17 protein-coding genes are annotated in these 23,323 nt (G+C 71.6%); 8 read left to right on the top strand and 9 right to left on the bottom strand.

The genetic code is table 11. The features are described 5' to 3' along the window. Window positions 1-2 precede the first annotated feature (2 nt). The 5 genes from KIK09_RS08970 to KIK09_RS08950 are packed head-to-tail and all read left to right on the top strand — an operon-like array spanning window position 3 to window position 5,895. Complete coding sequence (locus tag KIK09_RS08970; RefSeq protein ID WP_308163990.1) at window positions 3-905, top strand: carbohydrate ABC transporter permease; 903 nt, start codon at window positions 3-5, stop codon at window positions 903-905. 2 nt (window positions 906-907) lie between these two features. Further along, window positions 908-1,819: a carbohydrate ABC transporter permease gene (locus tag KIK09_RS08965; RefSeq protein WP_214318258.1), complete on the top strand. Its 912-nt coding sequence runs from the start codon at window positions 908-910 to the stop codon at window positions 1,817-1,819. Further along, window positions 1,816-2,712, top strand: a complete 897-nt coding sequence (locus KIK09_RS08960; protein ID WP_214318257.1) for an N-acetylglucosamine kinase — start codon at window positions 1,816-1,818, stop codon at window positions 2,710-2,712. The genes KIK09_RS08965 and KIK09_RS08960 overlap by 4 nt, the downstream gene beginning before the upstream one ends. Then, window positions 2,709-4,943 carry a hypothetical protein gene (locus KIK09_RS08955; RefSeq protein ID WP_214318256.1) on the top strand — a complete coding sequence of 745 codons (2,235 nt, stop codon included), beginning with the start codon at window positions 2,709-2,711 and terminating at the stop codon, window positions 4,941-4,943. Before KIK09_RS08960 ends, KIK09_RS08955 begins: the two co-directional genes overlap by 4 nt. Window positions 4,944-4,947: 4 nt before the next feature. Next, complete coding sequence (locus KIK09_RS08950; protein WP_214318255.1) at window positions 4,948-5,895, top strand: acetylxylan esterase; 948 nt, start codon at window positions 4,948-4,950, stop codon at window positions 5,893-5,895. Window positions 5,896-6,009: 114 nt separating this feature from the next. On the opposite strand, the gene KIK09_RS08945 is transcribed toward KIK09_RS08950, so the two are convergent. Continuing rightward, window positions 6,010-6,984: a winged helix-turn-helix domain-containing protein gene (locus tag KIK09_RS08945; protein WP_214318254.1), complete on the bottom strand. Its 975-nt coding sequence runs from the start codon at window positions 6,982-6,984 to the stop codon at window positions 6,010-6,012. A gap of 187 nt (window positions 6,985-7,171) precedes the next feature. Here KIK09_RS08945 and KIK09_RS08940 point away from each other — a divergent pair, with 187 nt between their 5' ends. Further along, the gene (locus tag KIK09_RS08940) at window positions 7,172-7,996 is read left to right on the top strand and encodes a class I SAM-dependent methyltransferase (RefSeq protein ID WP_214318253.1); all 825 of its coding nucleotides are present in this window, start codon (window positions 7,172-7,174) and stop codon (window positions 7,994-7,996) included. Here KIK09_RS08940 and KIK09_RS08935 read toward each other — a convergent pair. Beyond that, entirely contained in the window at window positions 7,946-8,755 is an 810-nt protein-coding gene (locus KIK09_RS08935; protein WP_214318252.1) for an enoyl-CoA hydratase-related protein, read from the bottom strand. The genes KIK09_RS08940 and KIK09_RS08935 overlap by 51 nt on opposite strands. Before the next feature lie 53 nt (window positions 8,756-8,808). Between KIK09_RS08935 and KIK09_RS08930 the strand changes: the two genes are divergently transcribed. Continuing rightward, window positions 8,809-10,143, top strand: a complete 1,335-nt coding sequence (locus KIK09_RS08930) for an aminotransferase-like domain-containing protein (RefSeq protein ID WP_214318251.1) — start codon at window positions 8,809-8,811, stop codon at window positions 10,141-10,143. Between the two features lie 7 nt (window positions 10,144-10,150). Here KIK09_RS08930 and KIK09_RS08925 read toward each other — a convergent pair whose 3' ends face one another. Both KIK09_RS08925 and KIK09_RS08920 read right to left on the bottom strand, forming a co-directional pair. Further along, window positions 10,151-13,219, bottom strand: a complete 3,069-nt coding sequence (locus KIK09_RS08925) for a hypothetical protein (protein WP_214318250.1) — start codon at window positions 13,217-13,219, stop codon at window positions 10,151-10,153. Beyond that, window positions 13,216-16,326 carry a GumC domain-containing protein gene (locus tag KIK09_RS08920; protein ID WP_214318249.1) on the bottom strand — a complete coding sequence of 1,037 codons (3,111 nt, stop codon included), beginning with the start codon at window positions 16,324-16,326 and terminating at the stop codon, window positions 13,216-13,218. The genes KIK09_RS08925 and KIK09_RS08920 overlap by 4 nt, the downstream gene beginning before the upstream one ends. A gap of 49 nt (window positions 16,327-16,375) precedes the next feature. Between KIK09_RS08920 and KIK09_RS08915 the strand changes: the two genes are divergently transcribed. Next, window positions 16,376-17,734 (top strand): peptidoglycan-binding domain-containing protein, encoded by a 1,359-nt coding sequence (locus KIK09_RS08915; protein ID WP_214318248.1) that lies wholly within the window; start codon window positions 16,376-16,378, stop codon window positions 17,732-17,734. A gap of 54 nt (window positions 17,735-17,788) precedes the next feature. Here KIK09_RS08915 and KIK09_RS08910 read toward each other — a convergent pair whose 3' ends face one another. The 5 genes from KIK09_RS08910 to KIK09_RS08890 form a co-directional block, all read right to left on the bottom strand. Then, entirely contained in the window at window positions 17,789-19,156 is a 1,368-nt protein-coding gene (locus KIK09_RS08910) for a carbohydrate-binding protein (protein ID WP_250572869.1), read from the bottom strand. 85 nt (window positions 19,157-19,241) lie between these two features. Continuing rightward, entirely contained in the window at window positions 19,242-20,351 is a 1,110-nt protein-coding gene (menC, locus tag KIK09_RS08905; RefSeq protein WP_214318247.1) for an o-succinylbenzoate synthase, read from the bottom strand. Further along, window positions 20,348-21,124: a GNAT family N-acetyltransferase gene (locus KIK09_RS08900; RefSeq protein ID WP_250572868.1), complete on the bottom strand. Its 777-nt coding sequence runs from the start codon at window positions 21,122-21,124 to the stop codon at window positions 20,348-20,350. The genes menC and KIK09_RS08900 overlap by 4 nt, the downstream gene beginning before the upstream one ends. 55 nt (window positions 21,125-21,179) lie before the next feature. After that, the gene (locus KIK09_RS08895; protein ID WP_214318245.1) at window positions 21,180-22,748 is read right to left on the bottom strand and encodes a PucR family transcriptional regulator; all 1,569 of its coding nucleotides are present in this window, start codon (window positions 22,746-22,748) and stop codon (window positions 21,180-21,182) included. A 165-nt stretch (window positions 22,749-22,913) separates the two neighbouring features. Beyond that, complete coding sequence (locus KIK09_RS08890) at window positions 22,914-23,234, bottom strand: hypothetical protein (protein WP_214318244.1); 321 nt, start codon at window positions 23,232-23,234, stop codon at window positions 22,914-22,916. Between the last annotated feature and the right edge of the window lie 89 nt (window positions 23,235-23,323).

Raw genomic sequence — 23,323 nt, 5'->3', positions numbered from 1 at the left:
CCGTGCGGCACGGACGGATGCGCTTCGCCATCGGCTTCCTGACGCTGCCGGTGCTCCTCTACGTGGTCTACGTGATCTCCCCGTACGCGCAGGCGTTCCAGATCTCGATGACCAACTGGCGGGGGGTCGACGCCAGGCCCCAGTTCGTCGGGCTGGAGAACTTCCAGCGGCTGGTGGCCGATCCCATCTTCTGGAAGGCGATCAGCCACAACGCGATCCTGCTGGTCTGCCTGCCCGTCATCACCCTCGCGCTGGCCCTGCTGTTCGCCTACCTGCTCAACGCGGGCGGCGACCGGCCGGGGAGGGGGATCCGCGGGTCGGGCTTCTACCGGGTGGTGTTCTTCTTCCCCCAGGTCCTGTCGGTCACGATCATCGCGGTGATGTTCCAGTCGGTGCTGCGGCCCGACCGCAGCGGCGTCATCAACGGGCTGCTCATGCAGCTCGGCCTGGAACCTGTCGGTTTCCTCACCGACCCCGGCCTGGCGCTGTGGTCCATCCTCGGGGTGCTGGTCTGGCAGGCGGTCGGCTTCTACGTCGTGCTGTTCTCCGCGGGCATGGCCGCCATCCCCAAGGAGCTGCACGAGGCGGCGCAGATCGACGGGGCGGGCAAGGCCACCTCGTTCTTCCACGTCACCCTGCCCCTGCTGCGGCACACCGTGCAGGTCGGCTGGGTGTATCTGGGGGTCGCCGCGTTCGACGCCTTCTCGATCGTGTTCGTGCTGTCGGCCGAGCACGGCGGGCCCGACTACAGCACCACCGTGCTGGCCAACGAGGTCTACCGCAACGCCTTCGGCTACGCGAAGTTCGGCTACGCCTCGGCCATCGGAGTGGCCCTGTTCTTCTGCACGCTCACCTTCGCCGCGCTCACGCTGCGGCTGACCCGGCGCGACCGACTGGAGTACTGACGATGGCCGTCGACGTCCGTCCCGCACTCCGGCAGCGCGCCGACAGCCCGCCGCGCACCCGGCCGAGCCTGATGCGGCTGGCCCACGTGGCGCTGGCGTTCTGGGCGATCCTGGTGGTCGTCCCCATGCTGTGGACCCTCCTGGCGTCCTTCAAGGACACCGCGGAGATCTTCGGGCCCGCCTGGTCGCTGCCCGCCAGGCTGCGGCTGGACAACTGGGTCAGGGCCTTCCACCAGGCGCACATCGGCACCTACCTGTTCAACACCGTGATCGTCGTGGTGTTCTCCACGGCGGGCACGATGGCGCTCGGTTCGATGGCCGCCTATGTGCTGGCCCGCTATCCCTTCCGCGGCAGCGGCGCGATCTACCTGCTGCTCGTGTCGGGGATGGCCTTCCCCGTCTACCTGGCGCTCACCCCGCTGTTCTTCGTGGTCAAGAACACCGGCTCGATCCCGCTCATCGGCCAGTTCATCGGCCTGGACACCTACGGCGGGCTGGTGCTGGTCTACATCGCCTACTCGCTGCCCTTCACCGTCTTCTTCCTCACCGCGTTCTTCAAGACGCTGCCCACCTCGGTGGCCGAGGCGGCCTTCATGGACGGCGCCTCCCACTCGCGGATCTTCCTCCGGGTGATGCTGCCCATGGCGAGACCCGCCCTGATCAGCATCACGATCTTCAACGTGCTCGGGCAGTGGAACCAGTACCAGCTGCCGCTGGTCCTGCTCAGCGGCAACGCCCGCGACAAGTGGGTGCTCACCCAGGGCATCGCCGACATCTCCACCGCCACCGGCTACAGCGCCGACTGGGGCGCCCTGTTCGCCGCGCTCAGCATGGCCATCCTGCCGATGCTGGTCGTCTACGTCCTCTTCCACCGGCACATCCAGGCCGGCATGACGGAAGGGGCGCTCAAGTGACTCTCACCCTGGGCCTGGACGTGGGCGGCAGCACCACCAGGGCGCTGGTCGCCGACCTGGACGGCCAGGTCGTCGCCAGGGCCACGGGCGGCGGCGGCAATCCCATGGCACACGGCGCCGCGGCCGTGGAGGAGATCGCCGGCACCGTCCGCCAGGTGCTGGCCGGGCTGGATCCTGCCCGCGTGGCCGCCGGGGTGCTCGGGCTGGCGGGCGGGATGAGCCGTTACGCGCCCGACTTCGCCCTGCTCTGGCCCCGGCTCGGGCTGTCCAGGCCGCCCCGGCTGGTCAGCGACGTGGAGCTGGCCTTCGTGTCCGGCACCGACAGCGCCTCAGGCAGCGTCCTGGTCAGCGGCACGGGCGCGGCCGCCGCACGGATCGCAGGCCGTACGGTCACCCGCACCGCCGACGGGCACGGCTGGCTGCTCGGAGACCTGGGTTCCGGCGTGTGGATCGGGCGCGAGGCGATCAGGCACGCGCTGCGGTGCCTCGACCGCGCACGCACCACGAAGCTCGCGCAGGCCGTGCTCGAGCGGTTCAATCACGCCTCCATCGGCGAGGTGATCGAGGCGGTGCAAGCCTCCCCGGTGACCGTGCCCGCCTCGCTCGCGCCCCTGGTCCACCAGGTCGCCGCGGAAGGGGATCCGGATGCCCGCCGCATCCTCGTCACCGCGGCCGCGCACCTGGTGACCACGCTGAGCGTGGTCCGGAACCAAGAGGAGGATTCACCGATCGTGCTCGGCGGCGGCATGCTCGCCGTCGGCACCCTGCTGGGAGAAGTCGTCAGCCGGTCCGCCGCCGAGCGCTGGCCGGCGGCACCGATCACCCATGCGGGCGACGGCGCGGAGGCCGCCGCCCGGCTCGCCCGTCACGACCTCGGAAAGGCCTGCCCATGAAGCGCACCCTGTTATGCCTGGCCATGATCGCCACGTCCCTGGCCGTCTCTCCAGCGGTCTCCGCCAAGGCCGCGCCCGCACCGCAGCTCGTCGACAGCTTCGACAAGGCCCGCGACACCGATCCCACCTATGGCCTCAACGACTCGCTCGGCGCGCGGCAGAGCGGCACCGCCCGCGGCGTCACCTACACCCGCGTCGCGGGGACCTGGGAGTCCACCAACCCGCCCCCGCCCTACTACTCCCAGGTCAACCACCCCAACACCCCCGGCAAGCTGCTGTTCGCGCTCACCCGCTCCGCGGTACGCCTCGACGCTCCCGTGGCGGCGGACCTGAACGACTCCTACACCGTCACGGCCACCGTCGACCCCGACCCCAAGTCGCTCGGCACGCCGGGCGACTGGAGCTCGATCATGCTGTCGCGGACCTCCGGATCCGTCGGCTACGTCACCAACGGCGACATCCAGCTGGGCCTGACGGTCGCCCGCAACGGCGACGTCCAGCTGTTCCGCTCCGGCACCGCCCTGTTCAACCCGCCGTTGACCGCCACGCGGGCCGCCGACGGCTTCCACGTCAGCGTCGCCGTGGCCAACGCCTCCCAGGCCAACCCCTCGGTCACGGTGACGGTGAACGGCGCCGCCCGCACGATCGGGCTCGGGACGGCCCTGCCCAACCCCTACCTGTACCTGGGCGCCTACGTCAGCAACGACAAGCAGATCAGCACCGTCGACGACCTGACCGTCAGCCGCGTCTCCCGCTTCGCCGACAACTTCGACGGCGCCAACGACGTCGACCCCGGCTACGGGCTCAACGACGGGCTGGGCGGCAGGCAGTCTCCGCTGGCCACCCAGACCTACACCCGGGTGTCGGGCAACTGGTGGTCCTACGACCCGCCGCCGACCTGGTACTCGCAGGTCAACCACCCCAACACCCCCGGCAAGCTGCTGTTCGCCATCTCCCGCTCGGCCGTGCGGCTCGACGCTCCCGTGGCACCGGACACGGACGGCTCCTACACCGTCTCGGCCACCGTCGACCCCGACCCCAAGCTGCTGGGCGCGCCGGCCGACTGGAACTCGATCATGCTGTCCCAGTCGAAGGACTCCAGCGGCTACGTCACCAACGGCGACGTCCAGCTCGGGCTGACGGTCGCCCGCAACGGTAACGTCCAGCTGTTCCGCTCCGGGGTCGCCCTGTTCAACCCGGTGCTGACCGCGACCCGGGCCGCCGACGGCTTCCACGTCACCATCGCCGTGGCCAACGCCTCCAAGGCCGACCCCTCGGTCACGGTCACCGTGAACGGCGCCAGCCGTACCGTCGGCCTGGGCGCGTCCATCCCCAAGCCCTACCTGTACCTGGGCGCCTACGTCAGCAACGACAAGCAGATCAGTACCGTCGACGACCTGGCGATCAGCCGCATCGACCCGTACCCGAACCTGAAGTACTACGGCTACTTCGCCGAGCGCATCCTGAAGCGGTGGGGCAACCACATCCCCGAGGTGACCGGCTTCGCCAACCTCCACTGGATCAGCGTCTCCCCCGACTACGACAACCCCTCGACCGGATACGCCCTCTCCGACCTGGACAGCTGCCCGGCGCACTCGTGCGCGCTGTACGTGGGTGACGAGTTCTTCCCGCACGAGACCTGCCAGAACGGCACGTGCCCGATCGATCCAGGACTGGTCAGGTGGAAGGCGTTCCTGGAGAAGGTCAAGCCCTACCAGGACAAGATCGGGGCGATCTATCTGAAGGACGAGCCCCACGACTACGGCGTCACCAACGCCGACCTGCAGACCATGGCCAGCGCCGTGAAGTCCTCCTACTTCGGGTCGCTGCCCATCCTGCTGACTCTGTCCGGTGGGAAGGTGAACCCGAACACCTACGTTCCCGCCGAGGTGGACTGGCTCGGCGCCGACGACTACGGCGCGGACGCGGCCAGGCTCGACTACCTGATCGACACGATGGAGCGGATGACCGGCGGCACGAAGAAGATCTACCTGTTCCCGCCGACCGTCGTCGGCCCCTACACCGGCCAGTACGACACCCCGGAGAAGATCCAGGCGGTCCAGCAGGTCTACTTCGACGCCGCCAAGCGGCACCCGAGCGTGATCGCCATCATGAACTTCGGCCCCTGGGTGGAGGCCTGGCCGGGCCAGCCGATCACCTACCCGTACCAGATCCCCGACATCTGGGCGACCCAGGAGCGGCTCGGCAACGCCGTCACGGTCAAGGAGTGATCGCATGCCACTGTTCGACCTCCCGCTCGACTCGCTGCGTTCCTACCGACCCGACGTCCTGACTCCCGCGGACTTCGACTCCTTCTGGAAGGACACGCTCGCCGCGCAGGGTCCGCTCTCGCCGGACTTCACGCCGGTGGACGCGGGCCTGCCGCTGGTCGACGTCTTCGACGTCACCTTCGCCGGGTACGGCGGGCATCCCATCCGCGGCTGGCTGCTCCTGCCCGCCGGATCCGGGCCCGTCCCCTGCGTCGTGCAGTACCTGGGGTACTGGCGCGGCCGCGGCGAGCCGTACGCCCATCTGGCCTGGCCCGCGGCGGGATACGCCACGCTCGTCATGGACAGCAGGGGGCAGGGCACCACCACGTCCGCGTACGCCGGCGCCACCCCGGACCCGGGTGGCGCCACCCACGGGATGCTCACCCACGGCATCCTCGACCCGGCCGGCTACTACTACCGCAGGCTCCACACCGACGCCGTGCGCGCGGTCGACGCCGCCCGCGCCCACCCGCGGGTCGACCCGGCCCGCGTCCTGGTCGCGGGCGGCAGCCAGGGCGGCGGCATCGCGCTGGCCGTGGCCGGGCTGCGGGACGACCTGTCAGGGGCGGTGATCGACGTGCCGTTCCTGTGCCACTACCGGCGTGCCGTGGAGCTGGTGGACAACGAGCCGTACGCCGAGATCACCCGCTTCTGCGCGGCCAACAGGAAGGAGGTCGACCGGGTCTTCGAGACGCTGTCGTACTTCGACGGGGTCAACTTCGCCGCGCGCGCTGGGGCGCCGGCGCTGTTCTCCGTCGGGCTCATGGACGACATCTGCCCGCCGTCGACCGTGTACGCGGCGTTCAACGCCTACGCGGGCAAGGCGGAGATCACCGTCCATCCGTTCAACGGCCACGAAGGAGGTGCCGACACCACTCTCCGCGACAAGATCGCCTGGGCTACGGCGATCTGAGATCGTCAGCGGGTCTCGACGCTGCGCGGGCCCAGCAGCTTGAGCTGTTGGGTTCTCCAGGTCGGGACCCGCCACCGATGGCGTCCCGGGAGGGGGCGGCCGGGACCTGAGGCGTCACCGCGAAGCCGTGCCCGGCTTTTGGTGTCGCTCACCGTGGCCGACGGCGATGGCGTGGCCGAGCCGGGTGGGGGAGTGCAGCACGGTGTTGCGATGGCGGTGACTGGTGACGAGCCCCGCCCCGCGCAGCACGCTCGCGTGCTCGCTCGCCCTGCCCGGTGAGATGCCGAGCCGCCGGGCCAGCTCGGTGGTGGTGCTGGCGGGCGCTGCCGTGATCGCGCCCAGGACGGCGGCCCTGGTCCGGCCGAGCAGGGACTCCAGCGAGGTCGCCGCGTCGTCCACGACGGGAAGCGGGATCCTGGCCGGGTACATCAGCAGGCGCGGCCTGCCGGGGACGGCCCTGCTGATGGTGGGCGGGCCGCTCCAGAACGCCACCGGCAGCAGGATCAGCCCCTCCCCGGTCAGGTGCACGTCCTGCTCGCCGGGCACCTCGGCCTCCAGCACCTCGCCCCGCCAGCGCGCCCCGGGGAACACCGACGGCAGCGCGCCCACGATGCCCCCGTCGTGCAGCAGCCGGTTGCGGTGGGCCAGGTCGGCGTGGAACCCCGCCACGACGCGCGACCACGAAGGAGCGAGCAGGGCGGCGTGCGCGCTGCGCAGCGCGCGTTCCAGGATCCGCTGCGCCTCCCGCTCGCCCTCGGCCAGGCGCCGCACCCAGCCGGAGGCCGAGTGGCGGTCGAACGAGATCCGCACCAGCCCCGGCGGCGAACCCAGCACCGCGTCGAGCGCGGCGTCGAAGTCCGGGTCGAGCGAGTCCAGGTACTCGGGCCCCGAATCGGCGAACACCAGGTCGAGCAGCGGCCTCGCCTGCTCGGGAAACGCCTTCCTGGCCCGGTCGCGCCACGGTCCGAGCGGGCCTGCCGTACGGCGGCGCAGCGTCATCAGCGCCAGTGTCAGCTCCACCATCGGCGCGGGCCGCGTGGCGAACCGCAACCGCAGCAGATCCTGCGCCGTGAACCGGATCCTCAGCATGGCGTTCAGTGAAACCGCAAACCTCGAATCGCGATGCGTCCAAAGACGCACTCGTCGCATGACTTTTGAATGATTCCGAAATTAGCGCGTTATTGGGAATTTATTTTGTTGTAGTATGATGGGATTGTTTCATGGGAAATGCGTTTTAGCATCGGCGTTCCAGACGCAAGGAAAGGAACGACCGTTCATGCGGGAAACGCAGCCCAGTCAGACCGCCGTCATGACCGCCGCCGCCCGGGCGGCTCACCTGGTCGTCGATCACGAGCCCTACATCTTCCGCGACACCCTGGCCGCCGCATTGCTGGGCGAGAAAGGCGAGGAGATCATCGGCTACCACCGGGTCCACGGTGACCACGTCGTGCTTTCCGGCACGCGCGCCCAGGTGACCGCCCGCAGCCACTACGTGGAGGGGCGGCGGGCCGAGCAGTACGTGGTGCTGGGCGCGGGGCTCGACACGTTCGCGCTCAGGACCGGCGCGCGAGTGTTCGAGGTGGATCATCCCGCCACGCAGGGGTGGAAGCGGGAGCTGCTGGCCGCGGCCGGGCTCACGGTGCCGGCGGGGCTCGCCTTCGTCCCGCTGGACTTCGAGTCGGGCGACCTGATGGAGGCGCTCGTCGCGGCGGGCTTCGACCCGCGCCGCCCGGCCCTGGTGAGCTGGCTCGGCGTGGCCATGTATCTCACGCGGGAGGCGATCACGGCCACCTTCGCCTCCGTCGCCCGGTTCGCGCCGGGCAGCGAGCTGGTCATGGAGTACGCCCTGCCGCCCGAGCTCCGCGACGAGCAGGGCACCGCCTACGCCGAGTTCGCCCTGCCCGCCGCCGCCGAGCGCGGCGAGCCGTGGCTGTCCTTCTTCACCCCCGACGACCTGTCGGCCCTGCTCGACCGGCACGGCCTCAAGACGGCCGAGCACGTACGGCAGGCCGACTGCGTCGCCCCCGAGCTGTGGGACCGCAGGGACGCCCTACGCCCCGCCGACCTGTGCCGCCTGGCCCGCGCCACCGTCACCGGCTGACCGGCTGAGGAAGCGGTGCAACCCGTCCCTGACACCGTCCGTGGGGACGGTCGAGGCGAAGGCGGCCGCCTCGACCGCCAGCCCTTCGTCGATGGGCAGGTTGATGCCGCGGGTCACGGCGCGCAGGCAGGCCGCCACGGCGGTGGGGGCGTGCCGGACGATCCTGGCGGCCAGATCGCGGGCGGCGGTGAGCAGGTCGGCGGCGGGCACGACGGCGTTGACCAGGCCAAGCTCGGCGGCGCGGGCGGCGGGGATCGGGTCGCCGGTGAGGATCAGCTCCAGGGCGCGCTTACGGCCCGCGTGCCGGGGGAGGCGCTGCGAGCCGCCGAACGGCGGCGGGAAGCCGAGCGTGATCTCGGGCTTGGCGAACCTGGCGTGGTCGGCCGCGATCGCGAGCGGGGCGGCCTCGACGAGCTCGCAGCCGCCGCCGTACGCCAGGCCGTTGACCGCCACGATCACCGGCTTGGGGAACTCCTCGACGCGCCGGGTCAGCCCGTGGCCGCGCCGTACGATCTCGCGCAGGGCCCGCTCGGGCCCGCCCGCAATGCTGCCGGCCAGGGACGGGATGTCGGCTCCCGCGCTGAAGGCCCTGCTGCCCGCGCCGGTCAGGATGACCGCGCGGACGGAGTCGTCGGCGTCGACGCGGTCGAGGGCCGTGAGCAGCGCGTCGATCGTCGGGTAGTCGAGGGCGTTGAGCTTGCGTTCCCGGTCGATGGTGATCGTGACGACCTGGTCGTCCTGGGCGAGATGGACCGTCATGGCGTCAGGCTAGGTACTCGCCACCACGACAATCCATTTATTGTCATGGATACATGCGACCACCGAGCTACAAGGCCATCGTCGACGAGCTCGCCGCGGCGATCCGCGGGGGCGGGCTCCCGGCGGGCTCCCGCCTGCCGACGCACCGCGAGCTGGCGCGGGAGCGGCGGATCGCGCTGGCCACGGCCACCCGCGTCTACGCCGAGCTCGCCGCGATGGGGCTGGTCGTGGGGGAGCCGGGCCGGGGCACGTTCGTGCGGGACCTGTCCGGTTACGACGGACTCGAGCCGTCGCGCGCGCTGCCGGTGGCGCGCGTGGCCGACCTGTCGTTCAACCAGCCGCTGGCCCAGGGGCAGGCCGACCTGCTGCGGCTGGCCCTGCGGGAGCTGGCGACCTCGGGCGGGATCGAGTCGCTGCTGCGCCAGCACCCGCCGGGCGGGCGCCGCCACGACCGTGCCGTGGTGGCCACCTACCTGCTCGGCCGCGGCATCGACACCGTGCCGGCAAACGTCCTGCTGGCAGGCGGGACCCAGCATGCGCTCGACGCCGTGCTGCGCGGCCTGACCAGGCCGGGCGACGTGCTGGCCGCCGACGCGCTCACCTACCCGGGGGTCAAACTCGCGGCGCGGGCGCACGGTCTCGACCTCGCCGCCGTGCCCGTGACGCCGACCGGTCCCGACCTCGACGCGCTCGCCCGGCTGTGCGAGCTCCGGCCCGTCCGCGCGATCTACGCGATCCCCACCGTGCACAACCCGCTCGGCTGGGTGCTGGACGCGCGGCAGCGGGCCCGTCTGGTGGAGATCGCCCGCGCCCACGACTGCGTGATCGTCGAGGACGGCACCTACGCCTTCCTCGAGACCGCGGCGCCGCCCCCGCTGCAGGCACTGGCTCCCGAACGCACCTGCTACCTCGCCGGGCTGTCCAAGAACGTGGCGACCGGCCTGCGCTTCGGCTTCGCCGTACTGCCCGATCGGCACGTCGCGGCTGTCACCGGCACCCTGCGTACGGCGGGCTGGGGCATGCCAGGACTCGTCACCGCCGTGGCCACCGGCTGGCTCGCCGACGGGACGGTGGCCAAGCTGGAGGACCACCGGCGCGCGGACGCCGCCGCCCGGCAGGACATCGCCAGAGCCGAGCTGGCCGGGATGGACGTCACCGCCCATCCGGCGTCCTACCTGGTGTGGCTCGGGCTGGAGCCCCACCAGCGCCCCGACCAGGTGGCGGCGTCGCTCGCCGCGGACGGCATCCTGGTGTCCACCGCCGACGCCTTCGCCACCGGCTCCTTCCGCCCGCACGCGCTGCGGCTGGCCCTGGGCACGCCCGCGCTGGAGGACCTCGCACCCGCCCTGCGCCGCCTGCGCGAGGCGATCGAGGCGATCCCGCCGTGACCCGCGATCACTGGACCGAGAAGCCGTGCACGAAGTCGGCGAACACCACCCGTTCGAAGAGCTCGCCGTCCCCCGGCGCGGTGTCGATCTGCTCGATCTCCCTGACGTAGACGCGCAGCAGGCCGTCGACCTGCGGGATGGCCAGCGGCGGCAGCTCGGCGTTGAGCGTGCCGGAGACCGCGTGGCCGGGCACCCGGACCCAGGCGGGCACGTCGTCGGGATCGAGCGCGGTGAGCGTTGTGGTCCCCTGCGTGCCCTGCTCCAACAGCGCCTCGACCCGGTTCGGGCGCGGGCCGTCGGGGCCGGTGCCGCGCAGCAGGATGTGCAGGTTGCCGTCGTGTCGCTGGACGGTGAGCGTCCTGTCCGGCAGGACCTGGACCAGCTCGGTGTCCACAGGTGTGGACAGCTCCAGCCCCGGCAGGCTGTTCGGCTGGTGTCGTGCCACGGTCAGCCGGACGAAGGGCGCGTACGACTGAGTGGGCGGCATCGGGACGTCGGCGTACCAGTGGGCGCCGTCGAACTCCACGGCGTGCGTGCTCATCTGCTCGATCGCGGCGGGCGGTTCGAGGGTGGCCCAGATCGGGTCGCGGCCGAACCGCGCCCGCAGTACGGCCAGGCGCTCGCCCGCGCCGGTGGTGAACCAGGGCCGGTCCAGCTCGACGCGGAGCCGTCCGGACAGCCGGGTCCGCTCGAGGGAGTCCCATTCGGCCCCGCCCTGGGCCGCGCCCGTCCAACGGAACGCCGGCCGTACCCCGAGCACCACGGGCGGTACCGGCTTGGCCGAGCTGGGCACGACGACGGGGGCGAGCTTGGCGGTGGCGATGAAGGCCTCGGGCGGCTCGTCATCGGCGAAGTGGCGGCGGAAGCGGGAGTCCGCGGTGAGCGTGTAGGTGACCATCCGGTGCTTGGTGTCGCCGAACTCCTGCCTGAGCTCGCCCAGCGCCACGTCGGCAGCCTGCAGCGGCAGGGTCTGGACCTTCGCGACGGCCGGAGCGGGCGTGGGCGAGTCGCTCCACTCGTCCCAGGCAGCCTCGACGCGCAACTGCACCGTGCTGTTGGCGTCCAGGCCCAGCAGCGCGGGCTCGGGCAGCAGCCGCGTCCACGTCTGGCCCTCCTCACGGCTCGCCTTCAGCGTGCCCGCCGGATCGCGCAGCGGCTTGCGTACGGCATGCACCAGGTTGACCGCGTGCGGCGGCGTCACCATCGGATGCCGCCCGCCGCTGGCCTGGCTCTCCGCGCCCGGCTCCAGCCAGCGCCTGATGGAGAACCGGTCGAGGAAGTCGTCGGGCAGGTACGACGACAGCTCCGCGGTCACCTGCTCGCCCTGGGCCAGCCGGGCGGTCGCGGTCATGCCCGTCTCATCCCACTCCGCCAGCGGCCCGCCACCTCCGGGCGGCCGCTCGGCCAGCTCGAACGTCTTCTGCTCCCGATCGGGCCAGGTGCCCGTCCACGGACGCCGCTCCGTCGCCCGCCCCGGCAGGTGCACGGCGACGCCTTCCGCGGCGGGGTCGGTGGGCCGCTGGGCGGCCAGGAACGTCTCCGGGTCGGCGCCGTCGAGCATGCCGTGCTGCTCGGCCAGGCTCAGGGACGTGGACGGCGCCTCCAGCTGCAGGCGCGGCTGCTCGGCGGCGTAACGCGGGTTGGCCGCCAGGAACTCCGCCACCGTCATGCCCCTGTCACTGCGGATGACGAGCTCGGTCACCGTGGTCTCCGGCGGCGGCACCGGCTCGTAGCGGGTGTAGGCCACCAGCGACGAGACGAACCTGCCCGCCGCCGCATCGTCGAGGCCGATCCCGCCACCGGCCAGGTCCGCCACCCGGGCCCTGACCTCGTAGGAATGCCCGAACCGCAGCTCCGGCAGCGAGCCGGGCTCGACGTCGAACGACCAGGTGAAGCCCGCGCCCTGCTCGGCCGGGCGCTTGCGCGGCACGGCCAGGCTCCAGCCGTCCCAGCGTGCCACCACCTCGTCGGCGCGCAGCACACCGTCGCCGCCCCCGACAGCCGCGTACGGTTTGACCTGCCCCTCCTCGACCTGCTTCGGCGTGCCGATGGCCACGTCGCCGATGTCGTAGCTGGCGACGCGGCGGCACAGCCCCGACCACTGGCCGTCCTTCGGCCTGATGTCGATGCGGTAGCCCAGGATCAGCTCGTCGGCCGCGAACTCCTTGAAATCGAGGAGCTCGGGGAACTGGGCGTTGTCCTTGGCGGTCTGGTGGCGGGCGTCGAAGTCCTGCTGGCGGCCGCGCCGTACCAGCATCAGGCCCGCCGAGCGCAGGTGCGGCAGGCTGGAGCGGTCGGAGTCGGCCGCCTCGCGCAGCCGTGACAGACCGCCGTCGACGTCGAAGGTGGTGATCTCCCAGCTGGAGTCGGACTCGGCGCCGCTCAGGTCGGTGCCGCTCAGGTCGAGCATGCCGCTGCTGACGTCGCCCGCGGAGGCGGGCAGGACGTGCGTGCCGTCGAACTCGTAAGAGGTCCACGGGCGGATCAGGTCGAGGCCGGGCGAGCCGACGCGGACGAAGCCGGCGGGCTGGAGCGCCGAGGCGGGAACCGTGAGCTCGACGATGAGCCCGAGCGCGCGCAGCACCGTGGGGTGCTCGCGCAGCATCGCGACGATCCGGTGGAAGTCCGGCTCCTGGCCGTCAGGGGTGGGCGGCGCGGGGGCCGTGGGAGGCACCTCGCCCGCGAACTGGGCCAGCTGCGTGCCTGCGGTCTCCGGCGCCTTGGCGGTCGCCTCGTAGGCCTGGACGATCTTCGCGGCGTGCTCTGAGGTCGGATCCACGGTGGTGCCCGCGTAGGTGCGTGCCTGATACGGCCGGACCTGCACGCCGTCGCCGAAGAACGCGTGCCAGACCTCGGGTTGCGACTGTGAGACCACCTGCGGGGCGACCGTCGTGATCGTCTGGCCGACCCGCAGATCCACCTCGAAGGTCCGCGTGGCGAGCGTGGCCGGCCAGTCGTGCAGCGGGCCGTCCTGCAGCGGGCCCGCCAGCCTGGGCACGATCAGCAGCCGGAGCGGGACCTGGCCGTTCTCGACCTTCCCGCCGGGGACGGCGATCCACAGCAGCTTGTCGCTCATGCCACGCTCCTTCTGAAGGCCTGCCGGTAGGCGATCCAGTCGGCCAGCCCCGCGTCCTCCTCGCCGGGGCTGATCGCCTGCGGTTGCACGGGGTCGCCGCTGATCAGGAACTCTCCGCTGTCCAGGGTGACCGTGTCGGAGTAGAGGGTCAGGTCGACGGCGATGACCACGGTGGCGCGGCCGACCAGGCGGTTGGGCTCCTGGTGGGTCAGCATCACGACCAGTTCGACCGAGATCGACACCAGGCCGAGTACGTTGACGCTGCCGCCGATGCGGAGGAAGGCCGACAGTTCGACCGTGTCGCCCTTCTTCAGGAAGCGGATGGCGCCGAGCGCGTGCACCTCGGCCTTGGCTATACCCACGCCGATGGACACGGCCGCGCCGAACTCCAGCGACGCCTCCAGCTGCCGCAGCCCAGTGCGGTCGATGACGATGTCGATGTATCCGCCGCCCGCGAAGGTCAATACGTTCAGCCGGAACGGGTTCTGCCTGCTGGAGAACCTCAGTGACACCGAGACGGGATCACCGTTGAACGGCACGTCCACGGCCACGCCGACGAGGACGTTCTTCAGCGAGAACCCGGCCGTCGTGACCTCGGGGACGGGCAGCGCGTATCCGGCGCTGATGCTGTTCCCGGTGGTCTTGATGTCCGGCGCCTTGGTGCCGAGGTCGACCTTGTCGAGCAGTTCCTTCAACAGTTTGAGCGCCCCGGACATGTCGAGCCTGACGCCCTTGACGTCCAGGTGCGGTGGCCTGTCGTCCTGCTGGGTGAAGGTGATGCTGTCGAAGGCCACGTCAAGCAGCGGCAGTGCCAGCGTGAAGCTGGTGATCACGCAGGTCGTGGTGATGTGCTCGGGGGAACGTTCCACGCTCAGGTCGAGCTTGGAGCCGTCTCTGGCGACGAACGGCTTGTCGGTCTTCAGCTGTACGCTCGGCCAGGTCATTTTCACCGTGCTCGGCGGCACCTGGGTGATCTTGGGTGGGAAGTCCATCCGGGGCGCGAGCTTGCGCAGCTCGAAGCCGAGGATCGTGGTGGCCTGGCCGAAGACCCGCTCGGCGTCGAATGTGCCCGCGGCGTCCTTGATCGTGGCGGCCACGTCGACGGGTCCGAGTTCGCGGGAGATGGCGTTGACCATGAACTGCGGCGAGACCAGCCCGCCGGAGCGGTCGGCCTTGGTGATGAAGTCGACCGGGTAATCCTTCACCAGCAGGGCGACCTCGCCGACAGGCCCCTGCTGCAGGAACTTCGGGTCGAAGTCGATCGGGACGAGCCTGTCGGCCTCGCCGAGCAGGCTGCGCAGCGCGGGCAGCGCCACCATGAGGCTGCCGAGCTGCGGGTGGAAGCCGCCCTCGTGCGGGACCGCGGCCAGGGTGATCTCGTGTACCTCGTGCACGTCGGCCGGCTGCGGCTGCGGGCTGCGCACCAGGTCGACGGCCACGCCGGGCAGCTTCACCCGGGCGAAGCTCGCGTAGGCGTCCCGCAACTGGTCGGCGGTGCCGTCGTCGGTCAGCGAGTGGAAGCCGGGCAGGTCCTCGGTCGGCTCCAGTGCGAAGTCGCTGACGAAGATGAGCGGCTGGTCGATGCGGACGTCGCCCTGCGGTCCTGAACAACGCACAGGGAACGCCAGGTCCGGGGTGAAGAACAGGTTGAACTCCTGCGTGGCCTGCGCCTCCAGCTCGGCCACCTTGGCCCTGCCCGCCTCGATCTGCGGCTGCAGGTCCTGGAAGGCGATGGCCTCGGGGACTCCGCCGGCCGCCAGCTCGGGGATGTCGCGGAAGCGGCGGCCCTCCGCGTCCACGATCGGGAAGAGCTGCTCGGATCTGGCCCGCAGAGCGTTCACCTGGGCGCGCAGTGGGCCCACTTGCACGGGCGGGAACGCGTTCAGCTCCGCGATCAGGTTGGCGGCCTGCGACTGCAGGTCCCCGAGCGACGGGTCGTCCGGGTCGATCATCTGGATCTGGGAGATCTGGTCCTCGACCGCGCGCAGCTGATCCTCGATGGCCTGCCGTTGCGCGTCGGCCTGCTCGGCCTCGTCCAGCTGCGGCTCCAGCGCGGCGAGCTGGGCGTTCACGTCGAGCAGCTCCTGGGCCGCGGGCATGAAGACGGCCAGCTCCTCCGGCGGGCGGAAGCGCGCACCCTCCCCGGCGCACACGTCCGCGAGCCTGGCCGATTCGCTCTCCATGCCCGCCAGCTGATCTCGCTGGTCCTGCAGCATCGGCACGGGCCGGCGGAAGATCGTCCACTGCGGAGCGGGGATCGCGAAGGTGGTCTGAGTGATCTCGATCTCGTCGAACGGGAACCTGCGATGGACCGCGTTCGGCTCGGTCGAGGTGCGCACCGGCTCGGTCACGATGATCATCCGGGTTGGGCGCAACGCGGCCGGCGGCGGGTCGAAGCCGCGCTCGATCAGCTCGATGAACACCGCGCGGTGGCCGAGCGGGTAGAGCACGCCCTGGGTCGCGAAGCGGACCCGCTGGTCGCGGCCGAGCGCGACCGTCTGGTCCCACTCGAAGGTGTCCCATGCACCGCGCACCGTCAGCGAGCCGCCGAGCGCCGACAGCTCGAGCCGCCGTACGGCGGGCAATGCGTGCTGGCTGTTCTCGACGATCTGGTCGCGCAGCGTGTCGCGCAGCGGGGTCAGGAAGCCGGGGTCGACGCCGAGCTTGGCGTTGGCCGGCTTCACGAACGTGGTGGCCAGCCTGGCGAACCAGAGCCCGACGTCCCCGGCCGCCGACTGGACCGTCTCGAACGTGTTCTGGCAGGAGGCAGGATCGGACGGCGACAGCAGCAGCCCCCAGGGCAGCTCGATCGAGGTCTGCGCGCCCAGGATCCGGCCGCGCGACAGCGCCTGGAGGAACCCGTCGACGCTGAGCTCGATCGTCCGGCCCGCCTCCACGGAGAACACGACGCGGCTCGCCCCGGACAGTGTCGCCTGGAACAGGTCGAGCGGCTGGTCGGAGAACTCCTCCGCTAGATGCTGCGGCGGGAACGTCAGCACCACCTGAGCATCGGCCGCGATCGCCTCGATCGAGGCGCCGGCCAGGTGGAAGCCCGACCAGCTCACTCCGAGAATGACCAGGTCATGCGGGCGCACGAGCAGGAACATGAACCGAAAGTAACAGTCTGAAAGCGGAGCGCATGAGTAATGGCTACTCATGCCGCCCGGCATGTTGCCGCCGACACTGCGAACAGCGGTGATAACACGTACTCACCAGGGAGGGGGACTGGAAATGGCGCTTCGCTGCCTTCGCTTCGCCGGGGATCAGTTTCTTGAGGACTGTGCCGGCGGAACGCGCCGCATGCTGCTGAACGACGAGGATCTGGCTGTCGTGCGCGTGCAGACCGCGCTGCGCGAACTGGGATTCGACATCGGCTCCCACGGCGCCGACGGATTCTTCGGCCCCGACACCGGCGCCGCCGTCAGCGCCTTCAAGCAACAGCAGGGCCTCAATCCGTCGGACCCGGTGGTGGGCGTCGGGACGATGACCAGGCTCGACGACATCTTCTTCGTCGACCCGCCGATCCTGGACCCCGCCTTCCTGGAGTTCAGCCCGCTCGTGGCGGACAAGCGGGTCGATCCGCTGGTGGCCAACGTGCTGGCCGGGCACCTCGCCGCGCCGTTCGGCTCGTGGCGGCGCATGGCGGCGATGTTCGCGCTGAACTCGCTCAACAGCGGCGAACTCGCCTGCATCGTGGCGACCAGCAGGTTCGGCGACCTCAAGAAACTGGTGCTGCAGCAGGCGGCCGCGGTCCAGCCCAACGGCGAGACCGCCGCCGACTGGTTCGAGCGGGAACGCAAGGAGGCGTTGAAGGCCCGCGGCTTCAGCGGGGTCACCTTCACCTTCCAGAACGCCGACGGCGATTCCGTGGGCATCATCCAGGTCTCGGATGAGCTGCTGCGCGGAAAATCGGTGACGACACGCGCCTCGACCGGGCAGCGCATCACGAACGAAGTCGGCGAGACCGTCATTCACGAGCTCACGCATTTCCGGAACCTAGGAAATCAGGCTGGAATCCGGGCCACTCCGGATTCGGATTCTAAAACCTACTTCGACACGGCGCTCGCCGCGCAGCAGACGGCCACGATGCCCCGGCCGACACAGGTGGTGCTGCTCGAATTCATGGAAGAGATCAGCGCTCGCCACGTCGAATGGCACGTGCGCCAAGAAGTGCAGGGGAACCCGTTCGCCGGTCAATTCCTCACCGACGTGCAGTTCGCCGCGGCCGTGGTCAGTTACCTCCACGAGTTCCCCCGCCTCTTCGACGCGGGCAACGACTATGTCACCACGCTCAACCAGCGCCCCGACGACGCCGTGGCCCGCATGCGGCAGGCCGCCCAGTGGCTGCGCCGCCTGCAGGAGTACTCCTTCACCGACAACGAAGAGGACGAGGCGACCGTACAGGAGCGCCTGCAGAAGGCCGCGAGCGTGTGCGACTTCCTGGCCGCCGGCGGATCCCTGATCGACCCGCCGGACCCGCAGGGCCTGTTCCCCCTCGTCCAGGACTTTCCCTAGGCCGGGGGACGCGGGGGACCTGGCTAGTTCCGCGCCCCCCGGGTCAGTGGGGCTTCAGGTCCGGCCCCACAGGGCGGGCACGTTGGGTGGTTCCCAGCCCACCTGCGAGGTGTGCCCCTGGATGCAGCGGTAGCTGACGCCGTTGTAGGTGACCACGGCGCCCACCGCGTAGGAGGTGCCGGGCTGCCAGGAGGTGCCGCCGGGCGGCGGGCTGCTCGGCGGCTGGGTGGGGCCGCCGCCCTCGGTGACCAGGCTGAGCCCGTAGGTGGACAGGATCTCGTTGACCGGCTGGAAGTAGGTCGTGCCGCCCGACGAGCAGTCGCCCGACCCGCCGGAGGTCACGCCCTGCGCCTGGTCACCGGAGAAGAACGAGCCGCCCGAGTCGCCCGGCTCGGCGCACACGTTCGTCCTGGTCACCTCGTAGACCGTGCCCTGGCTGTAGGTGACGCTGGTGTTGAGCTGCTGCACCGTGCCGCAGTGGTAGCCGGAGGTGGAGCCGGCGCGGCAGATCGACGAGCCCGCTACCGCCACCGTCGAGCCGTGGATCGGCAGCACGCCCGCGCTGTAGGCGTTCACCACGCCGCGCGGCGTCCAGGAGGAGTTCACCGCGACCCAGGAGTAGTCGTTGCCCGGGAAGGACGAGCCCTGGAAGGTGCCCTGGCCGACCTGGTTGGAGCCGGTCGTGGAGCTGCCGGTGGTGCCGCAGTGGCCCGCGCTGACGAAGCCGCCCTGCGCGCCCCTGGATACCGAGAACCCGACCGAGCAGCGGGTGTTGCCGTTGATGTAGTAGGCGTCGCCGCCGCGGACGTCGTAGAAGGTCCTGGGCCGCTCGGCCGACCGCACCACCTGTACGGCGGAGCCGTCGACCCCGCTGGCCCCGACCCAGGCCCGCGCCTGGTCAGGGGCGGAGCTGAGCACGACGACGCTGTTGCTGGCCACGTCCACGTACCAGACGGGCGCGGTCCTGGGCGCGCGGGCCGAGGCCCGGTCCAGGCCCGCCTTGACCTGGTCGAGCTGGTCGAGCGAGCGGGCGACGAGCCTGGCCTGGACACCGGCGCCGATGATCGCCCGGAGCCGGTTCGCGTCGGTGGTCGCCGCCACGAACGTCGAGGTCGGGCCCGTCACCCAGGCCCCGCCGTAGGACGTGCCGAGCAGCGATCTGAGCTGCGGCTCGACGCCCGCCGCCGCGGCCTCGTTGACCAGCCGGGCCGAGACCTGAGAGGGGGAGATGCCCAGGTCGCGGCCCAGCTGGTCGACCAGCGCGGCCGGCGGGTCCGCGTGCGCCTCGGCCTGGGCGTGCGCCACCGCGAACGCGGTGTCGTCGTCGGCCAGGGCGGTGCGCGCGGCCAGGGCGACGGCCGGGACCGTGAGGAGCGTGACGGCTAACGCCACGCCCGCGGAGATTGATCTTCTTGGAGACATGACACTCTCCTCGTGCTGGGGGGTGAGGCCAACGTACGAGGAAGTGCGCGCCAGGTGGTCGTACCAGTTCGCCCCTATCGCGGCGCTATGGAACGGCCGGGATCCACTCCGAGCCGGTGGTGACGGCCTCCAGAGCATCCTCTTCCGGGACGACGCCGAGGCCGGGATCGGTGGGCACCGCCATCGTCCCGTCGTCCAGGACGAAGGGCCGGGTGATGTCGCGGTGGTAGTACCGCTCGGTCGCGGAGATGTCGCCGGGCAGCGTGAACCCGGGCAGGGCGGCCAGCGCCAGGTTGCCCGCCCGGCCCAGCCCGGTCTCCAGCATGCCACCGCACCACACGGGCACCCCGTGCGCGGCCGCGACGTCATGGATGCGGCGGGCCTCCAGGTAGCCGCCCACCCGGCCCGGCTTGATGTTGATGATCGAGCAGGCGCCGCGCCTGATCGCGTCGGCGGCGTCGGCGGCGCTGGTGATGCTCTCGTCCAGGCACACCGGGGTGTCGACGCGGGCGGCGAACGTGGCGTGGGCGTGCAGGTCGCCGGGCTCGAAGGGCTGCTCGATCAGGGCGAGCCCGTAGGCGTCCAGCCTGGCCAGGTGCCGGATGTCGCCGGGGGAGTAGGCGGTGTTGGCGTCCACCGTGAGCATCACGTCGGCGCCGAACGTCTCGCGCACCGCTCTGACCGGTTCGAGGTCCCAGCCGGGTTCGATCTTCAGCTTGATCCTGGCGTAGCCGGCGGTCAGGTGCTTGTCGACGGTTTCCAGCAGGGCGTCGAGGGTCTCCATGATGCCCACCGAGACGCCTACGCGGACGCTCGGCCGTACTCCGCCGAGGTGGTCGGTCAGGCTGGTACGGCGGGCGCGCAGCCAGCAGTCCAGCACCGCCATCTCGACGGCGGACCTGGCCATCGGGTGGCCGCGCAGGTGACGCAGCGCGTGGCCGACGGAGGCGGGGTTCAGGTCGAGCCCGGCCAGCGCGGGCACGAAGAAGCCGCGGATCACCTCGGCGGCCCCGGTCAGGTATTCGGGGGAGTAGGTGGGCTCGTCCTCGGCTACGCACTCGCCCCAGCCCTCGCCCTCGTCGCCGACGACCTTCAGGACCAGCGCGGTGCGCTCGCTCTGCGTGCCCAGCGACGTGCGGAACGGGGTGACCAGCGGCAGCGCGATCCTGCGCAGCTCCACGCCCTCCAGCTTCATCGCGCACCTCCCAGCAGGTACCAGCCGTCGCGGGTGAATCCGGTGACGCGATACCCCTGGGCGAGCGCGCCGCCGAGCCCTTCCCGCAGCGCCGTGCGCCACCGCCGGGCGGCCGCCGGATCCTCCGCGCGCAGCCGCTCGATGTCGGGCGGCGTCGCGCACCGGATCAGAGCCGCTCCCGATGGATCGTGTACGACTCCCGCCTCGTCCACCACCGTCCGGCGCCGCCCGTCGTCGGCCGGCGTGAGCTCGGGCCCGGAGAGCGGCCACGTGACGTAGAGCCGGTCGGAGGGGCCGCCGTCGTTGAGGCCGTCGGTCATCGGGCCGTAGAAGTCCGGCAGGTAGTCGGCCACGCCCGCGCCCAGCCTGGCCAGGTTGAAGAAGGCGTTGCGGCGGACCAGCGGGTCGAAGGTCCACGAGACCGCGGTCAGGCCGTGCCTGGCCGCCCATTCCCGCTGGTGCTCCTTCAGCGCCCTGCCGACCCCGCGTCCGCGCGCGGCGGCCGCGACTCCGGCGACGTGGGAGTGCAGGGTGCGGTCCGCGGTCAGGAACCCGGCCGCCACGCCCACCAGCTCGCCGTCGAGATAGGCGCCGCCCACGTAGCTCCCGGTGTGGGCGAAGGCGCACATCAGGTCCAGGGCCAGCGGTGGGTCGTCGCCCGGGCGGCTTCCCCATACTTCGCGCAGCAGGCGGTCGGCGCGCTGGAGGTCGGGGGTGCCATGCAGGGTGCTGACCTGCAGCCCGGCGGGAGCGGTGGTGAGGAGTTCGGCCATGGCCCACAGCATCGTGCCCGGGTGGCCGCGCGCGCGTTGGCGCTGACGCCGAAGTTCACCCGTCCCGGTTTGTGGCGCCGTTCAGCCGTAGCTGCAGGGCCAGCACCATGCGGGTATCCGGGTCGTCGAGCGGGACGAGCTCGCCGATCCTCCGCAGCCGGTACCGCAGCGTGTTGGGGTGCACCGACAGCAGCTCCGCCGCCCGCGGCACGTCGTGGTGCGCGCCGATCCACGTGGCGAGGCTGTGGACGAAGGCCGTGCCGTGGCGCGCGTCGTGCGCGGTGACCAGCGCCAGCGGCTCGCCGCGCAGCGACCCCTTGGTCCGCAGCGCCGCCTCGAGGTCGGTGAGGACCAGCGCCGCCGACAGCTCCTCGTGCGTGCCGACCGGCTCGCCGGCGAACGGCCCGCACAGGGCCCGCAGCGCCTCGGCCGCCTGGCGGGCGCTGGCTGGGAGCGCGGCGGCCGACGGCGCGGTCCTGCCGATGCCCGCCCGCCAGCCGCCGCCCAGCCGTTCGCCCACCCTGGCCAGCGTGTCGGCGGTGATCCTGCGCAGCAGCGGCGTGCAGGCCTCGGCGGCCACGACGGCGTGCGCCCGGCCGTCCACGACGCCGGTGGCGGCCCTGATCCGGTAGGCGAGGTAAGTGGTGCGCAGCAGGTCGGCCGCGTGCGAGGCGGCGAAGGCGTCCACCGAGCCCGTGGCGGGGCCGAGCGACACCACGGTCAGCGGCTCGCCGGCCGGCAGGCCGAAGGAGGTGGCCAGCTCGTCCACGGAGCCGACGCCGCGCAGCAGCCAGCCCAGGCACTCGTCGCGCCGCCGCCTGGCCTCGTCGGCCGCCAGGTTGATGCGGGCCAGGTGGGGCGCCGCGGCGGCCGCCGCGTCCGCCAGCGCCGCCTCGGCGTCGGCGGCCAGCGGCTGCTCGGCCTGCACCGCCCAGATCGTGCCGAGCGCCTCGCCGTGCGCCCGGATGGCGATGGCCAGGCGCGGGTAGTACTCGCGCGGCTCGTAGCTCCAGATCGCGCCGTCCGCGCGCAGCACGGTGGCGTACTCCTCGGCGTTGGTCGGGTGCGCGGGCACCCGGCGGCCCAGGATGCCCTCCTTGCGCAGCTCGTCGATCCGCTGGCCCTCGACCGTGGAGTAGGCCAGCACCCGCATCGCCAGGTCCTCGATGGCCACGGCGCCGCCCACCTTGATGGCGACCTCGTTGGCCAGCGCGAACAGGTCGCCGGCCCGCGCGCCGCCGGGATCGCCCGCCGGGGCCACGACCGCCAGCAGCGCGTCGATCAGCGTGTAGAGCTGCCCCCACGACAGCTCCGGCGGCGCCGCCAGCAGCGCGGTGCCCGCCGTTCGCGCAGCCGCGGCCAGGGTGTCCAGATCGCAGGTGCCCGGTTTGACCACGACGACCGCGACGCCGTTCTCGCCCGCGCGCGACAGCGTCTCGGCCGACGGGCGGCCGGTGGCCAGCAGCACCGCGCCGTCCAGCCCGGTCATCGGCTCTTCGGGGTCGTAGATGACGGGTGCTCCGGCCAGCGCCCGCCTGCCGTGCGGCAGCGCGAGCGGCCTGACCACCTCGGGGCCGAGGCTGTCGATCAGCACCCCGAGCGTGACCCGCCCGCGCGCCGTCATCGGGCGCCCCGCCGCTCGTCGGGCCCCACGGACGCCCCGCCGTCGGCTCGCCGGGGCGCGCCGCTGAGACCGTCGTGGCCGGTTCCCCGGCGAAGCAGCAGGTCATGCATGGTGCAAGGCTTCCTTGCCCATCGTCGCGGGCGCTAGGTACAGAAGTATGAAATTTCACGCTGAAGCTGGTACGCAGGCCAACAGCCGCCGTGTCAGGGTGAACAGGTACGTGGCCGGGTCGGGCTGGGTCCAGCCGGTGGCCAGATGCGGGACAGGCTTGCCGGTGGCGTCGAGCATGACCATGGTGTCCAGCACCGCGGTCTGGATCAGGGTCGAGGCGCTGTTGAAGCCGTGCGCGATGTCCAGGCTGTTGGGCGCGGCGCCCGAGGCCCAGACCAGTGTGTCGGAAGGCGGCGGCGACGTGCCGCCGCCGCCCGAGCAGGCGGTGGCCAGTACGAGGAGCGCGGCGGCGGTGGCGGCTTTCACGGATGTCATGGACCACCTCGGAGAGCGGAGCGGCGGGGACAGTCGGACGCTAGAAGCCGGAAAGCCGCCGTTCACTGACCCGTCCGACAAATCCGGCG

It is taken from the genome of Nonomuraea sediminis (genome assembly GCF_018531495.1).
GTDB classification, from domain to species: Bacteria; Actinomycetota; Actinomycetes; order Streptosporangiales; family Streptosporangiaceae; genus Nonomuraea; species Nonomuraea sediminis.
Note: the sequence above shows the minus strand (reverse complement) of the source record. Positions and strands in the feature narration are given on the sequence as shown.

What these genes read in the sequence shown, in the direction of transcription:
- KIK09_RS08965 (WP_214318258.1), top strand. Translation starts at nt 908, where the DNA reads ATGGCCGTCGACGTCCGTCCCGCACTCCGGCAGCGCGCCGACAGCCCG.
- KIK09_RS08955 (WP_214318256.1), top strand. Translation starts at nt 2,709, where the DNA reads ATGAAGCGCACCCTGTTATGCCTGGCCATGATCGCCACGTCCCTGGCC.
- KIK09_RS08950 (WP_214318255.1), top strand. Translation starts at nt 4,948, where the DNA reads ATGCCACTGTTCGACCTCCCGCTCGACTCGCTGCGTTCCTACCGACCC.
- KIK09_RS08945 (WP_214318254.1), bottom strand. Translation starts at nt 6,984, where the DNA reads ATGCTGAGGATCCGGTTCACGGCGCAGGATCTGCTGCGGTTGCGGTTC.
- KIK09_RS08940 (WP_214318253.1), top strand. Translation starts at nt 7,172, where the DNA reads ATGCGGGAAACGCAGCCCAGTCAGACCGCCGTCATGACCGCCGCCGCC.
- KIK09_RS08935 (WP_214318252.1), bottom strand. Translation starts at nt 8,755, where the DNA reads ATGACGGTCCATCTCGCCCAGGACGACCAGGTCGTCACGATCACCATC.
- KIK09_RS08930 (WP_214318251.1), top strand. Translation starts at nt 8,809, where the DNA reads ATGCGACCACCGAGCTACAAGGCCATCGTCGACGAGCTCGCCGCGGCG.
- KIK09_RS08925 (WP_214318250.1), bottom strand. Translation starts at nt 13,219, where the DNA reads ATGAGCGACAAGCTGCTGTGGATCGCCGTCCCCGGCGGGAAGGTCGAG.
- KIK09_RS08920 (WP_214318249.1), bottom strand. Translation starts at nt 16,326, where the DNA reads ATGTTCCTGCTCGTGCGCCCGCATGACCTGGTCATTCTCGGAGTGAGC.
- KIK09_RS08915 (WP_214318248.1), top strand. Translation starts at nt 16,376, where the DNA reads ATGCCGCCCGGCATGTTGCCGCCGACACTGCGAACAGCGGTGATAACA.
- KIK09_RS08910 (WP_250572869.1), bottom strand. Translation starts at nt 19,156, where the DNA reads ATGTCTCCAAGAAGATCAATCTCCGCGGGCGTGGCGTTAGCCGTCACG.
- menC (WP_214318247.1), bottom strand. Translation starts at nt 20,351, where the DNA reads ATGAAGCTGGAGGGCGTGGAGCTGCGCAGGATCGCGCTGCCGCTGGTC.
- KIK09_RS08900 (WP_250572868.1), bottom strand. Translation starts at nt 21,124, where the DNA reads ATGGCCGAACTCCTCACCACCGCTCCCGCCGGGCTGCAGGTCAGCACC.
- KIK09_RS08895 (WP_214318245.1), bottom strand. Translation starts at nt 22,748, where the DNA reads ATGACGGCGCGCGGGCGGGTCACGCTCGGGGTGCTGATCGACAGCCTC.
- KIK09_RS08890 (WP_214318244.1), bottom strand. Translation starts at nt 23,234, where the DNA reads ATGACATCCGTGAAAGCCGCCACCGCCGCCGCGCTCCTCGTACTGGCC.